The organism is Schleiferilactobacillus harbinensis, assembly GCF_008694105.1.
Lineage (GTDB): Bacteria > Bacillota > Bacilli > Lactobacillales > Lactobacillaceae > Schleiferilactobacillus > Schleiferilactobacillus harbinensis.
Genome location: NZ_CP041364.1, coordinates 1270745 through 1284653, shown reverse-complemented (window position 1 = coordinate 1284653; position 13909 = coordinate 1270745). Strand labels below are relative to the sequence as shown.

Genomic DNA, 13909 nt, shown 5'->3' with positions numbered 1-13909 from the left:
TCTCTGGACATCGGACTAATCAGGAACCGATGCACGTTACTGTGTCGATGAAATAATTTTAACGGATGGGAGATCCTCGAACAAACGTTTTTGGCTAATAATCCATTTCAGTTTTCGCCTCATCTCGTTGGACTTGTGATAAATGTGGTCTTTTTGAAAACTGAGGAGTAGAAATAACAACTCAGAAAGCCTGATGTACTGGGAATCTTTGATCGGCCATTGACTAGTTTTGAAAATGCAACATCAGTTTTGCACCCGTTGCTGACGTATTGCCAGTCCCCCTTTCAGCCCGATATGCTGTTGTGTAGGGATACACATGCATTTCAGAAAGGAGGCCCACCATGAAGACCAGAAGAACGGCACTACTTAGTTGTTGGACAATTCTGCTGCTTCTTTTGGGCGGATTTTGGCAGGCCGGAACCGTCAAGGCGGAGGATCCCAGCCAGTGGCACCAATATACTTATGGCCCTCCCTTTTTTTCCAGCCCCTTTGTATCGGCAGATCGGATGAAACAAGTCGGCGATGAAGCCAACATCTTCTTATACAACGTCGTCCTCTCCGGTAACCACAGCGCCGATTCAGCAGATACCGAAGGCGCTTTGGCGATTCAAGGCAACAGTACGATTCCCGCCCTTGACCGCAACGGCGGGACGAGCAGTTTCAATTATGGCGGCTTCTTCGATGGCGGGGACCATGGTAATGGCGACGCCAATAGCCACCCGCTTACCGACCGTCATCGCATCACGCTCCTGCTTGGCGGTGAAATCCGCAAGTATTATCCCGCCGGGGCAGTGAATCCCGGACAGGCTCTGGTGAGCGGGCAGGGCACGAATAACAATAATTCAGGTTATTTCGTTGTCCGCAAGGAAGCCGTACAAGACAAGAATTCCTGGCTCCAAGACGCCAGCAATCCAGTGTACGCAAACGGCCGCGTGTACCATACGGATGATTTCACCAGCGGTAAGAACACGGTCAAGATGGATGACGTCTTTGCTCAAATTTTTGCCAGTCAGCGCCATGTGCAAAAGGAGCTGACGCAACTGGTTGGAGAAGAAAAGGGTGATCGATACTACGTAGATGGTGAGCCTTACACCGTCAGTTCCTATTGGGGCTGGCAGGCAAATGAATCCATTGACGTACCGGTTTATCACTCAAAAGAAGATGCCAGTACTTTAATCATCGAGATCCCAGCCAGACCAGGAACCGATACGGCCTACCTGCCGGGATTAAAAAATACGGCGCCGCCGATTCTAGATGCCAAAGTCAAACGAATCATTTTTACCACGAAACAGCCAAAAGTCATTGCAAACGATACGTCGTGCGGCGATAAAAGTCGCGAAGTCGCTAAAAAGTCAATCTATTGGTTGCCCGATGCCACCCAAGTGACCAATTACGGGAATCAGGACTGGAGCGCGCCAGACGTGCCGGAAATTAACAATGGTCCTGAAAACCGCTTTGATCAAGCTTATTTTAAAGATAAAAAGTGCTTTTCCACGGCATTGTCCGGCTCGCTGATTGCACCAATAGCGAAAGTGGTTTGGTCTGGTGCCCACATCAACGGGTATCTTTGGGCGAAAGACTTCCAACAAAGCGGTGGGGCAGAGGCACATAATTTCTACACACCGCCGCTGGAAGAATTAGTAGACTTCATGATCGGTGTCAACAAGCATAACGCCGATGATCATATTCCAGTGGCGAATGCGGAGTTCATTTTGTACCGGACTGCCGCCGGCAAGACCGAGTATTTGACCAAGGCCAGTCCGGAAACATGGTCCACTGAACGAGATCAAGCGATTAAGCTAACGACGAACAGCGATGGACAGATTCGGGTGCATCTTAAAGAACAAAAAGAAACCCAATATCGGTACTATTTTCACGAAACAAAGGCGCCGCCAGGCTTTCAACCGCCACCCGCGGATAACGCCCATGAAGTGTCACCCAATCAAGGCCAGACGATCGGTAACATTAGCGAAGTACCCAATATTCCGGTTCTGGAGCAGGAAGTGGGCTTCGACAAGACCAATCAATTTGGTTCGATATTGCCGGACATCAAGTTTACCCTGACGGCTGCCGATGGCAAAACATTTGAAGCGATGAGCGATAAAACCGGCTACGTTGAATTCAACGGCGTCACTCCAGGAGAATACAAACTCAAGGAGGAAACGAAGAATGCCATCGGTCCCATCGAATGGGCTGTGACCATCGTGATCGTAGACGGTAAGGCCGAGTTGCGGTTCAAGGATGGCGACAAAATTGACACTATTGTGAACCAGAAGCGGCTATCGTTAAGGCTCACCAAGGTGGATGAGAATGGTCAGATCTTACGCGGCGCTAAATTCAGGTTGCAAGGGCCTAATGGGTACGGTCAAACCCGACCGGAGGATGAGCAAGAAATTGGTATATTCCTGTGCAACGGCCTGGGACCGGGGGAATACACATTAACCGAGGTCGAAGCACCTGAAGGGTATGACAAGTTGGAGAAGCCCATCAAAATCGTCGTTTCAGACGATATGAAGACGATTACGGCTGATGGTAAGCTGCTCGGTCGCAACGGCTTGGTGTTCGGCGACAAAGTGCAGAACAAACCGGTCGGCGTATTACCGGCTACCGGTGGCTGGGGCATGCTGCCGTGGTACCTCACTGCGGGGACCATCGGCTTTGCCGCCATCAATGTGGGTGCCGGTTACTACGGCAAACAACGAAAGGGGGCGAGAGAAATGAGTAAGCAACGTTGGCTGCGTGCCGGGCTGCTTGGCCTGCTTTCGCTCATCATGTTGCTGATTGCCGGCGGAATGGTTCAGGCAGAAAGCTTGGATACGGAGATCGTGCTGCATAAACGGGTTTACCGAGATGTCCGGTCACCGGAGGACGTGTGGTATCCCAACGACGGGGTACTGATTGAAGATCCGAATCATAAATTACTGAGCAAGACTTCCGGACTGAACGGCGCGAATTTCTACGTCTATGATCTCTCTGCGGAATACCAGCGAATGAAGAAGGAATGGACACCCTCCGCCCACGGGGGGCAGACGTTCACTGATCAAGTCTTCATCGACTTGTATCGAGACAAGCCGCGCCGAGAAGCATTGACTTGGGCTGAACAGAACTTGAAACGGGTCGCCACCATTAAAACCCGGACTGATGATGCCCTGAATGAAGACGGCATCGCTCGGTTCACAGTACCCCGGCGTACGCCAGAAGGAAATAAAGCAGTATATCTGATTCTGGAAGACAAACTTGATCCGGCGATGGGTCTAAACATCGACATGACCAAAAAGACATCACCCATTGTGGTTATTCTGCCGATGATGCATCCCGTGGATGAAACCAAGCTGAATCCGATTCACCTCTATCCTAAAAACTCAGCTTACGTCCGGGACCCGTATTTCTTCAAGTTCGGCAAACAGGCGAATTGGTGGGGAAGTACGACTGGCGGGCGCAAAATTCGTCATGTACCAGCTGATCAATAATCAGAAACGTTATCTGCAATTGGAGGAAGAGAACGATTTAGGCAACAAATGGCTGACTAGTTCTGACCCGTTGCGGGATGACCGGGTAGATAAATTCACGTCAGACAAGGACGGACTCGTTAATATGGGTCAGCGCTTCCTGTCGGCGGGAACGTATTACTTTGAAGAAGTAGCGACTATCGACGGGTATGAACTTGATGCGTCTGCTAAGGGCATCAAAGTGGAGGTGCCCGAAGAATGGCGGGATGAGCAAGGCAATTTCTTGCCAGTTATGGTCAACGGTCAGCCACTTATGGAATTGGTTTCTGGTAAAGTACCGGAGGCTGCAATGCAACAAGCAACTCCCCGAGTGTACAACAATCAGACCGCAACACCGCCAACGACACCAGAAAAGCCCACGCCAGTGAGCACCACGCCGCCTAAGCAGGGCGGCTGGCTGCCGCAAACCGGGACGGTCAAAACCTTAATGGGCATATTCGGGTTCTTGCTGATTGCGGTCGTGGTGATTATCGGTTGGCGAACGCGCAAAACACCGGCCAAGTAATTTGTATCAATAATCAGGTCTTCCCACCGGAATACTGATAAATTGGCCGATTGAACAATTCAAATCAATGACCCGGTCCATGAAATTCCTGTTGTAACAGGCATTGTGAGGCTACACAGAATCGTCATTGAAAATAATTGGTGGGACTTTCATAAGTTGCTGGTCCCTGAAGCAACCCGCTACACTCAATATGTAGAGTAAATGAAGAAAAATACAAGGAGGCGTCAACAATGATACAACGACGATGGTTACGCTTGGTGATGATGATCGCGCTTGTTTTGCCCTTGCTGGGCGCAGCAGTCGGCGGTCTCAGCAAGGTTGCTTATGGGGCGGCAGAAGATACGAAAGTAGACTTCATTTTGCACAAGAAGGCATTCGACAAAATGCCTGAACTCATCGAAAATACTGGGGAAGAGATGCCTGAATTTGAACAGGCGACGCCACTGGATGGTGTTGAATTCACCGCTTATAACATTACAGACTGAAACTTGAAAGCCCGAAAGTGCACTGATGCCTTGGTAATTGTGAGATGGCGGCGGGAATGATCTTGTTTTTGTCAGATTCCCAATAGGTTGACAAGATTCTTCGGAAGAAAACTGACAAAATGGTCAACGATGTTATTTATTACTTCCTCTGCCGTGCCCACTAAAGTGGCTCCCAGTGTGGATAGTGCCTTCAGAAGCCATGCCAGTGCTTGCGTTACTGCAATGTCTGGCATGACTTCATTCATCTCGTAAAACAGATCGCCAAGTGTGCGTTCATCCTCGTTTAACCGCTGTTGCCACGCCAACAGGTCATACGTCATCATCACGACGGCCAAATGACCGCAAAGACCGTCATAGCTTTGAACCTGGGACTTGTCCAAACGTAGATACTGCTTGGCTACTTTGAAATAGCCTTCAATCTGCCACCGACGACCGTACATCTGGATAATTTCTTCAGGACGCAAATTAGTTTGGGTCGTAGCTAATACCAGATAACTACTGGCATTCTTCCGGTTAGTCACAAATACCAGCTTCAGTGGGTACGCTACTTGCGTCCCATCATCCAAGTTCACATAAGCTGTGACGATGGGGCTGTACTGATAATTGGTGTGCGTTTGCCGGCGTGAAGCGCAGAACCGTTCGTAGAGATCCTTGACGGAGTAAAGTCGGCCACGATAGCGGTAGTAGATCTTCTTCGTGCGCTTGATCATCCCGATACCGGCTAACCCCATTGTTTTCAAGGTATAGAACATCCGCGGTGAACTGAACCAACTGTCGAAAAGTACGTAGTGAGCCGGAATATGATTTGCCAGAGCCTGCGTTAGCAGTTCTACCGAGACGTCATTCATTTTGCCTTGGGCTTGAACACGGCGTTGACCAGCAATTGACCGGCCACTGGTAGTTTTAGCTGGGCTCCCCAGTCGCTGGGCAGCACTCTTAGAGGACATCAGCGCATAATCCACTGGTAACAGGGTGTTACCATCGCTCCAAGCCAAAGTGAGTGCCCGGAATCCGCGTTGATAGACATGATCGTCGTGGTTAAACACACGGGCAAGCAGTTCTGTCTTGGTGGAATAATCCCGTGCAAAAAGGGTATCATCCAGAATAAACGCGAATCGTCGGCGGGCATCAATGTATGGTCGTAGATGTTTAATAATCGCGGCCCCAACCAGACAAGTCAGTCGTTGCCAATTGATACGGCCATCGTTCAGATCATTACGGACCGTCCGAATCGTACAATCCGGATCGGGCATCGCTCGGTAAAGGGAACGGCCCAAAAACTTGGTTTGGATCAGCCATGCCAGCACCTTGGTCAGTGAAATTGATGAGCGTCTTCTAAAATTCGCCTTTTTTGTCAGCTTGCTCAAGCCCACGAGTGACGAAAAACGAAGAATGATGTTCTTAAGTCCCAATTCAGTCCGTGTATGTTCTATAATATTCATGGCGCGTCTCTCCTCTGTATCAGATTTTTGGTCGAATCAAGTATACAACGCAGGAGAGTCTGCGCTTATTTTTGTGCCAAAAAAGCCAGGAACCACGCATGTTTAACGTGATTTCCAGCTTTCAAGTTTCAGTTACAGACAAATTCCGTGAATTGCTGGTGGGCGGGCCCAATGAAGGCGAAACGATGAAGGCGTTCATCCAGCGGCAAATGGCAGCGTTTGTTGCTGCCAACCCGAACGATAGCAAGCTGACCAATCCGGTTGGCAAACAAACCACTGCGAATGGTGGTTTGGCGAAATTCGATGGATTACCGGCCTATCAAAACGGCAAGCACCAGGTGTATGTTTTCTATGAAACACAGAGTCCTGCCAACGTTAACGAGAAAGCAGCACCAATGGTTGTCGTGCTGCCAATCATGAAAGGCGAAACACCGCTCTCTCAGATCTATCTGTATCCCAAGAACGAAATTGGTGATTCTGGGTTCGACAAAGAAATGATTGACAGTGAAGGCAACCCGATTACTAATGGGCAAGATGTCGAGGTCGGTAAACAGGTTCAGTACTACTTGGAATTCACGATGCCGTACGATATCGGCGGGGTTTATGATATCGATGCCGGTAAGCGGACGACGTATGAAGCTTTCCGGTTTGCCGATAAGGTGAACAAGCCTGGTTTATCGTTCGTCAGTCTGGATAAAATTGTTGTTGATGATAAAGACCTGAAGGACAGCCTGGCAGACCACTACACATTTACTCCCCACAACGAATTGGGCAAGGAAACGACTGATGGCCTGGCCGGATTCGATCTCAATTTCAACTTCAGCAACACCGTCAACGATTTCAAGAGTCAAGCAGTTGCAACTGCGTTAAATCCGTATGCCAATAAGAAGGTTCGCATCTACTACACTCTACAAGTGAATCAGTACGCAACACCGGATATTGCTATGAAAAACGAGGCGGTCTGGACCTGGAACCGCAAAGGTAAGGAAAATTCTAAGACAGATGATGCGCCGCAATTGATCACTGGTGGTAAGAAGTTCCTGAAAACCAACGGTGCGACTGATGAAGCGTTGAAAAACGCTGAGTTCGTTATTACCAAGGGTACCGGAGATGACTTGCGTTATGCTCAATTCATGACAGGTACCGAGGCAGCCGATGTTCAAAGCACATACAATCCCGTCACCGCTAAGTACATCAAGTGGGTGACTGACAAAGAAACCGCCACTAAATTCGTTTCCAACGACGAAGGCAAAATCGAAGTCCACGGACTTGAATACGGCGACTACGAACTAGTGGAAACCAAGGCACCTGATGGCTTCATCTTGCCGACCAAGGGCGTGTCATTCAAGGTAGCTCTGAACACTTGGACCGCAACTGATCAGCTTACCACCATCAAGAACATCCCCGAAGGCGGTCTCCCGTCCACGGGCGGCCCCGGGATCATCTTATTCCTGCTGGCTGGGTTCCTGGTAATGAGCGGCGGCGCGGTCTGGTACAAGTTCGGCAAACGCGTGCCTGCATAATCAAATTGTAAATGACACTGGACAGGGACGATCTGCGGATCGCCCCTGATCGTTGTATTTCGGAGTGAAGGGAGAGAGACGCCATGCGGCGGCAAAAGAAGAAAAGTCACGGCTATACCGTGAGTATGCTGATTCTGGGATTAATGTTGCTGATGGCATCGGTTCTGTATCTTCCTCACTTGCGGCAAGTCCTTGGCGCTGGCACTCCAGATATCGCTCGTCCAGCCCAGAAAAATCAGGTCATCTTTCCCAAACTGAAATTGACCTTACCGTTATTTGACGCTATCACGGAGCAGACCCTGGCCAAGGGTGCAACCTTATGGCAGGGCCAATTTGACCAGCGGCCAGTAATCACTGCCCATAGTGGCATCACCAACCATCCAGGTTTTGATCGACTGGACACGTTGAAAAAGGGCGACCGTTTCGTTGTGTTTCACAATAGCACCCAATACACGTATACGGTGACGCAAAAGAAAACGGTTCGGCCGGCGGCAGTGGATAGTGTTAAACCAATAGCCGGCCAGTCACTGGCGACGCTGGTCACCTGCACGCCATACATGGTCAATAGCCATCGCCTGCTGGTCACCGGTCGGCGGGTGAAGTCTGCCACCAGTACTATGAGCGCGACCATCACCCAGATTCAGCGCCGGCAGGAGCAGCAGATTTGGAAAATGGCCTTGCTCGGCATCAGCGGTCTGCTTCTGTTTGCCGGATTCGCTGTCGGATTGACTTGGTACCACAAGCGAAGGACGGTGTGGGCATGAAGAAACAGCCGAAAAAATCTCGACGCGGGTTCGCCATTCTATTCCTAGTGATTGGTCTGCTGATTTTCACGTATCCGTTTTACGTCAATGCCTTGAACGGTTTCTTGGATCACTACCAGCAGGAACAGTATGTGCGAGAGGCTCAGGCTAACCAGAAACAGCAAGAGGCTGCAATGCGCCAGCACAACGCTAAAATTGCCAAAGAGGGCCTGCGGACCGGCGTAGATCCGTTTCGCGGCGAAGCCACGGATGAAAAGACCCGGGGGTATTTGGCTAAGCACTTCCTGGGCACAGTAACGATTCCCAAACTCAAGGTCTCAGTCAATCTGTTTGACCGGACTTCGGGCTGGCTGCTGGAGCGGGGCGCCAGTGTTGTCCCCGGGACGTCCCTGCCTAGCGGACAAAAAAATACCCATAGTATGATCTCGGCCCACAGCGGTCTGCCAGAGTGCAAATTGTTTACTGGCTTAGACCGGCTCAAGCGGGGCGATACGTTTCTTTTGACTATCGGCGGCCAAAAACGGGCATATCGGATCACTGGTCGGCAGGTCGTATTGCCCAACAAGCAGAATACCATTGCGTTGTCACCGAAAGAAGAGCGGGTGACGCTGATGACTTGTACCCCGTACATGGTGAATTCCCATCGGTTGTTGCTGACTGGGAGGCGGGTACCGCTCACGCCAGCCTTAAAAAAGGCGGCTACGGATGCTACCCAGTGGCAGTGGCTGGTGTGGGGCGGCTGGTTTGATTTTCTGCTCACGGTTGCCGCTGTTGCTTTAGCCGCCTGGCGCTGGCCGCGGCGCCGCAAGTTACGGACCAAGCAAGTTCCCACCCGTTGGCGGGGTAATTATGCTAAAGTAGAACCATCAAATGTTGCCGGAGGGTAAACGCCATGCGTAAATTTTCAACGTTCCAAATCACGTTGATGAGTCTGCTGATTGCGTTGTTAATTATTCAAACTTATGTGCCAATTACGATCTTTCCTGGAGCACCGACGATTACGGTGGGCCATATCATCGTGGCGATTGGGGCTATCCTGTTAGGTCCGGGCGGTGGGCTGCTGCTGGGCACTGTCTGGGGCGGGTTATCATTCATTCGTGCGCTGACCATGCCGCCATCACCGCTCTCGGTATTGCTCTTTACGAATCCGGTCATCGCATTCATTCCCCGGATGGTCGTGGGATGGACCGTTGGCTGGCTGTTTAAGCACTTGCGTCAGAAAATCAAGACGACCAGCCTCTTGGCAGGGGCAGTCGCTTTTGTCGGCACCTTCCTGAATACTGGGCTGGTGGTGCTTTTCACCTATCTCTTATTTGTGCGAGACCCGGCCGCGCTTTTGAAGGCGTTTGGTCAGGCCAGCAGTACCACAGGCTTGTTCTGGCTCATTGCCATCATGCTGGGAGCCAACTTCGTCACTGAGGCAATCACAGCAGTGATCATTACGCCGCTGGTGACCACGCCGACGCTGCACATCATTGATCGCCGGCACAGATAAACAAAGAGAGAATCCAGTGACTGAAGTGCCCCATAATTGTTAGACAGATACTCTAACGATTGTGGGGCATTTTTATGACCAAATATTCAAGTGAGTTCAAGGTACAGGTTGTCCAAGAGTATCTTTCTGGACGGGTTTCCTATCCAACCCTTTGCGCTAAATACAGTATCCCGTCAATGACCCCAATCCGGAGGTGGGTTAAGCAGGCTCAAGCTAATGGACTGGAGTCGCTTCAACGTAAACGTACCAAAGTCGCTTATTCATTGGAACAGAAACTGTCTGTGGTAGACTATTACCAAACTAGTGGTGAAGGTGTGGCATCGGTGGCTGCTCACTTTGGGATCAATGCCTCGCAGGTGGCTGTCTGGGCGAAGATCTTCAAGACTGAGGGAGTAGCGGGGTTACGTCCCAAACCGCGAGGAAGGCGGTCTACAGTGAAACACAAGAAACCTAAGCAAGCGAAGAAGCTGGAACTCAGTGAGAAGGAAGCCTACCAGCAAGAGATATTAAAACTGCGCGGTGAACTATACCATACAAGAATGGAACGTGACTTCTTAAAAAAATTAGGGGCCGTATCGAAGAACAATCTGCCGCCAAAAAAGCAGCAGTAGTTGACGCGTTACGGCACGACTATCCGCTCAAAGAATTATTGTTATTAACCCAATTACCCCGGGCTACCTTCTATGACCGCTTGCAGCGCAAGAATAAGCCAGATAAATATGCGGCCTTAAAGGCATTCATCAAGAAAACATTCCGTGACTCGTATGAAACCTACGGTTATCGCCGTATTCATATCATGGCCCGCAAGGCTGGTTTCAAGTGCTCCCCCAACACGGTGCTCCGGTTGATGGGGCAGCTCGGTCTCAGTGTGACGTTGTATTCACGCCATACCAGCAGTTATCACTCATACAAGGGGAAAGTAGGTACGGTGAATGATAATCTGCTGCACCAACGATTCGATGCTCAGGAACCATTCACGGTGCTGCATACTGATGTGACGCAAGTCAAACTGGTCGATCACAGTTGGGGGTATATTTCAGCGGTAATTGATGAAGCCAGTCGCGAAGTCATTACGATTATTGTGAGTAACTCTGCGAATAAAGGGCAGCTTCACTTGACCTTAGACGATCTGGCTAAGAAGCTGCCTGCCAATGTCACGCCAATCATGCACTCCGATCAAGGCTGGCAATACCAGACCCGTGAATACCAGTCTCGGGTACATGCTATGGGGATCGTTCCCAGCATGTCTCGTAAGGGTAACTGTCACGATAATGCGCCAATGGAAAGTTTCTTCAATCTGCTCAAGCGTGAACGGATCAATCGGCAACCCATCAAAGATCTTTCAGAGCTGAAACAAGTCGTGACTCACTACGTCACGTGGTTTAATCATGATCGCATCTCACTCAACAAAAACGGCCTGACTCCGATCGAATACCGGACTCAGGCCGTAGCGTAATTATTTTTCAAACTGTCTAACTTTTTTGTTGCACTTCAGACCTGAATTGGTCAATGGATTCTCTCTTTCTTTCACTCTAGTGTCATTTGCGAATTATCGCTGCTGCTCTTGGCAAGTGGCGTTCCGTTTGCGGCCTTGATCACGACAGGCGGCACAGCGACGCCGTATTGTTTGGCTACCCGCTGAACTTCAGTTAACGCTGATTCAGCATAGCTTGTTTTGTCCTGTGTATTTTGATCAGCAATAGCACTGCTGACGGTAATGATGACCTGCGCCACGCTGCCGTCTGCGCTTGCTGGGAAATCCATCGCGGTCACAGTACCGCCGGAAAGGGCGACCGCACGATGCAATGTATTGGCAAATTCTGCGCTGCCCCGCTTAAAGTCGGCGTGGCCGCTGGTTGCCTGCTGCTTGCCGCAGCCTGCGAAGACGATGCAGCTGACGACGAAGAAGAAGATGACGACGGGGCGCTCGACGACGAGGATGGGAAAGACGATGATGACGAACTGGACGGCGGCAAACTGTTGCCTGATTTACTGGCGGACGAGCGCGAATCGCGGTCGTTTTTAGACTCTGATTTAGCCCGCGAACAGGCATCCCGTCTGGCCCGGCTTAAGGCCAATGTTGAGGTGGTTTGGGCCGCTGAATCGCCAGCGGCCGTCATGATCACCCCAAGCAAGGCCAGCACCACAAACGAGCTGGCGAGGACGGTCGCCCCTTGGCACCAATGGATACGGCGCCGCAGCTGCTTTTGCCGGCGGCTCCAGCTGGCATCAATTCGCCGACTCGGTCGCCGCCGTTGCCGGGCGGTCACGATCCAAATCGTGACGATGGCCAATAGGGCAACTAATCCCCCAATAAAACAAATTAAAGCAATGAGTTTCAATTTGCTGCTCCCCCCTAGGCGAACAAATTTCTTATTTCAGTTCCTGCAGCAACTCGCGGCTTTGCTGCCGCGCCGTGGTGAGATTGGCCTGCATGATTTCCATTTGCTGGTACAGGGCACCGTAATATTGACTCAGGCGGCCCATTACAGTATCCAGCTCTTTTTCATCGGTCATATCTGCGGTATCTGCGTAGAATTTCTGCTCCGCCTTGGTAAATTCATCCATGAATTGGGTGAATGTATCATGGTCCAGGCCAATGATTTTTAGGCTTTGCACGAGATCTTGAATCTTTTCCGTCGGCAGGTTGGGCGATTTGGATTTGGCAAAGCTGCTCAAGGTGTTCTCGGCGTCGCTCAATTTCTTGTAGTCAGCTGTCAGTGTGGTCATGGCCGTGGTGCGCTTGGCAAAGTTGGCATACACGTCGCTTTGCTTATTTTGCAGTAAATTTTCGTTGGGCTTTTCCTTGTGCTCGGTGACATAGAGTGATTGGCTCTTTTCCAAACTATTGGTAATTGCTGTCAGCTCTTTGCCCTGATCCTGAATCGTGTTGGTCACTGTGGTGGCTGACGCCTGGATCTGTGCTTTATCTGTCAGCGGGCGCCGCTCGCACGCGCTGATCCCGCCAATGAGCAGAAGCAGCATACCAATTAACCCAATTCTTCCCAAATTCACATGGCGCATACGTGACCCTTCCTTCAATTCCCGTGTTACGTATATAATACCATATATGGTAGGAAGGACGATGGTCACAATGACAGAGGAACAACGCTCATGAGAATAGGAATGCGGACGATCAAAACGGCACTGACGGCTGGAATCGCGATGGCCATTGCCGCCGCGCTGCATTTGGATTATTGGTCCCTGGCCGGAATCGTCAGCATGCTGATGATTGCCACCACGACCCGGGCCACTGTGCGGCTGGCGCTTTTCCAAACCGTGGCGACGGTAGTCGGGTTGGTGCTGGCCTGGGGGCTTTTCACATGGATTCCCTACGCACCGCTGGCATTTGCCGTTTGGCTGCTCCTGTATATTGCCCTGTCGAACTTGGTCGACTTGCAGGATACCATGATTGGCAGTGCGGTATTTGTTTTACCGCTGCTAGTGGTCAAACCGATCACGGTGGCGATTTTGCTGAATCAATTATCCGTTTTGGTGATTGCCGCGTTGACCGGGCTTTTCTTCAATCTGTTCATGCCGAATTTGACCGATCAGATTTCTTTCCATGTTGAAGGGGTCGAAAAGGAGCTGATCACCGTGCTGCGGCTGCAAGGCACGCTGCTGATATCTGGAGAAACCAGCGTGGAAGCGCAGCATACTTTGTGGGGGCATTTGAGCAGCTTGAAGCAGGCCATCAATGAGGGGACCGCTTGGACAGCCCGGCATCAGGCCAATCAGCTTTTTGACGATAACGAGTACTATGCGGCATATTTTGAAATGCGCAACAATCAGTATGAGTTGTTGCGTCAAATGCAGTTGCTGTTGGATACGCGGTTGGCTGAAATGCCTCAGCACCAGCAAATGGGGCGGCTGCTGGTGGATTTGACCAAACGGGATCGCAAGAACAACCCGATTCCGCCGGTGCTGGCGGCAATCGAACGGCTGCAAGATGATCTGGCCGCGATGAGTTTGCCAGAAACGCGCAAGCAGTTTGCCCAACAAGCAGCCGCGACATCGTATTTGATTTTTTTGCGGCAAATGCTCCGCTTGAAAGACGCCTTCGATAAGATCGTGGCAAGCCAGAACAAATAAGACTTGGCAGCGCTATTTTTCATTACGATTTTGAGCGTTCTGACTTTACTTTCTCGCGCGGTGCATGGTATTATTATGATGTACTTTTTGAATG

14 protein-coding genes are annotated in these 13909 nt (G+C 50.6%); 10 read left to right on the top strand and 4 right to left on the bottom strand.

From position 1 onward, the window contains the following. Positions 1 to 341: 341 nt before the first annotated feature. The 3 genes from FMM01_RS06620 to FMM01_RS06610 all read left to right on the top strand — a co-directional run bounded on the left by FMM01_RS06620 (position 342) and on the right by FMM01_RS06610 (position 4499). Positions 342 to 3470, top strand: a complete 3129-nt coding sequence (locus FMM01_RS06620) for a pilin N-terminal domain-containing protein (RefSeq protein WP_150391980.1) — start codon at positions 342 to 344, stop codon at positions 3468 to 3470. Further along, positions 3451 to 4014 (top strand): SpaA isopeptide-forming pilin-related protein, encoded by a 564-nt coding sequence (locus tag FMM01_RS06615; protein ID WP_150391979.1) that lies wholly within the window; start codon positions 3451 to 3453, stop codon positions 4012 to 4014. Before FMM01_RS06620 ends, FMM01_RS06615 begins: the two co-directional genes overlap by 20 nt. 230 nt (positions 4015 to 4244) lie before the next feature. Beyond that, the gene (locus FMM01_RS06610; protein ID WP_150391978.1) at positions 4245 to 4499 is read left to right on the top strand and encodes a pilin N-terminal domain-containing protein; all 255 of its coding nucleotides are present in this window, start codon (positions 4245 to 4247) and stop codon (positions 4497 to 4499) included. Positions 4500 to 4570: 71 nt separating this feature from the next. Here FMM01_RS06610 and FMM01_RS06605 read toward each other — a convergent pair whose 3' ends face one another. Next, positions 4571 to 5941: an IS4 family transposase gene (locus FMM01_RS06605; protein WP_150391763.1), complete on the bottom strand. Its 1371-nt coding sequence runs from the start codon at positions 5939 to 5941 to the stop codon at positions 4571 to 4573. A gap of 98 nt (positions 5942 to 6039) precedes the next feature. On the opposite strand from FMM01_RS06605, the gene FMM01_RS06600 reads away from it, so the two are divergent. The 6 genes from FMM01_RS06600 to FMM01_RS06575 all read left to right on the top strand — a co-directional run bounded on the left by FMM01_RS06600 (position 6040) and on the right by FMM01_RS06575 (position 11179). After that, positions 6040 to 7464, top strand: a complete 1425-nt coding sequence (locus FMM01_RS06600) for a SpaH/EbpB family LPXTG-anchored major pilin (RefSeq protein ID WP_150391977.1) — start codon at positions 6040 to 6042, stop codon at positions 7462 to 7464. 83 nt (positions 7465 to 7547) lie between these two features. Continuing rightward, positions 7548 to 8228, top strand: coding sequence for a class C sortase (locus FMM01_RS06595; protein ID WP_150391976.1), 681 nt, complete (start codon positions 7548 to 7550; stop codon positions 8226 to 8228). Then, entirely contained in the window at positions 8225 to 9115 is an 891-nt protein-coding gene (locus tag FMM01_RS06590; protein WP_150391975.1) for a class C sortase, read from the top strand. The genes FMM01_RS06595 and FMM01_RS06590 overlap by 4 nt, the downstream gene beginning before the upstream one ends. A gap of 5 nt (positions 9116 to 9120) precedes the next feature. Then, positions 9121 to 9723: an ECF transporter S component gene (locus FMM01_RS06585; protein ID WP_150391974.1), complete on the top strand. Its 603-nt coding sequence runs from the start codon at positions 9121 to 9123 to the stop codon at positions 9721 to 9723. 74 nt (positions 9724 to 9797) lie between these two features. Beyond that, positions 9798 to 10334: a helix-turn-helix domain-containing protein gene (locus FMM01_RS06580; protein ID WP_150391973.1), complete on the top strand. Its 537-nt coding sequence runs from the start codon at positions 9798 to 9800 to the stop codon at positions 10332 to 10334. Continuing rightward, positions 10286 to 11179, top strand: coding sequence for an IS3 family transposase (locus FMM01_RS06575; RefSeq protein ID WP_150391972.1), 894 nt, complete (start codon positions 10286 to 10288; stop codon positions 11177 to 11179). Before FMM01_RS06580 ends, FMM01_RS06575 begins: the two co-directional genes overlap by 49 nt. Before the next feature lie 71 nt (positions 11180 to 11250). Here the strand turns inward: FMM01_RS06575 and FMM01_RS06570 are convergent, their stop codons facing one another. Genes FMM01_RS06570 through FMM01_RS06560 form a run of 3 tightly spaced genes read right to left on the bottom strand, consistent with a single transcriptional unit; the run spans position 11251 to position 12747 of the window. Next, entirely contained in the window at positions 11251 to 11487 is a 237-nt protein-coding gene (locus FMM01_RS06570; protein WP_150391971.1) for a hypothetical protein, read from the bottom strand. 5 nt (positions 11488 to 11492) lie between these two features. Beyond that, entirely contained in the window at positions 11493 to 12065 is a 573-nt protein-coding gene (locus FMM01_RS06565; protein ID WP_150391970.1) for a hypothetical protein, read from the bottom strand. A 31-nt stretch (positions 12066 to 12096) separates the two neighbouring features. Then, the gene (locus FMM01_RS06560) at positions 12097 to 12747 is read right to left on the bottom strand and encodes a hypothetical protein (RefSeq protein WP_190973474.1); all 651 of its coding nucleotides are present in this window, start codon (positions 12745 to 12747) and stop codon (positions 12097 to 12099) included. Between the two features lie 102 nt (positions 12748 to 12849). Between FMM01_RS06560 and FMM01_RS06555 the strand changes: the two genes are divergently transcribed. Continuing rightward, positions 12850 to 13815 (top strand): aromatic acid exporter family protein, encoded by a 966-nt coding sequence (locus FMM01_RS06555; protein ID WP_051225352.1) that lies wholly within the window; start codon positions 12850 to 12852, stop codon positions 13813 to 13815. Positions 13816 to 13909 lie beyond the last annotated feature (94 nt).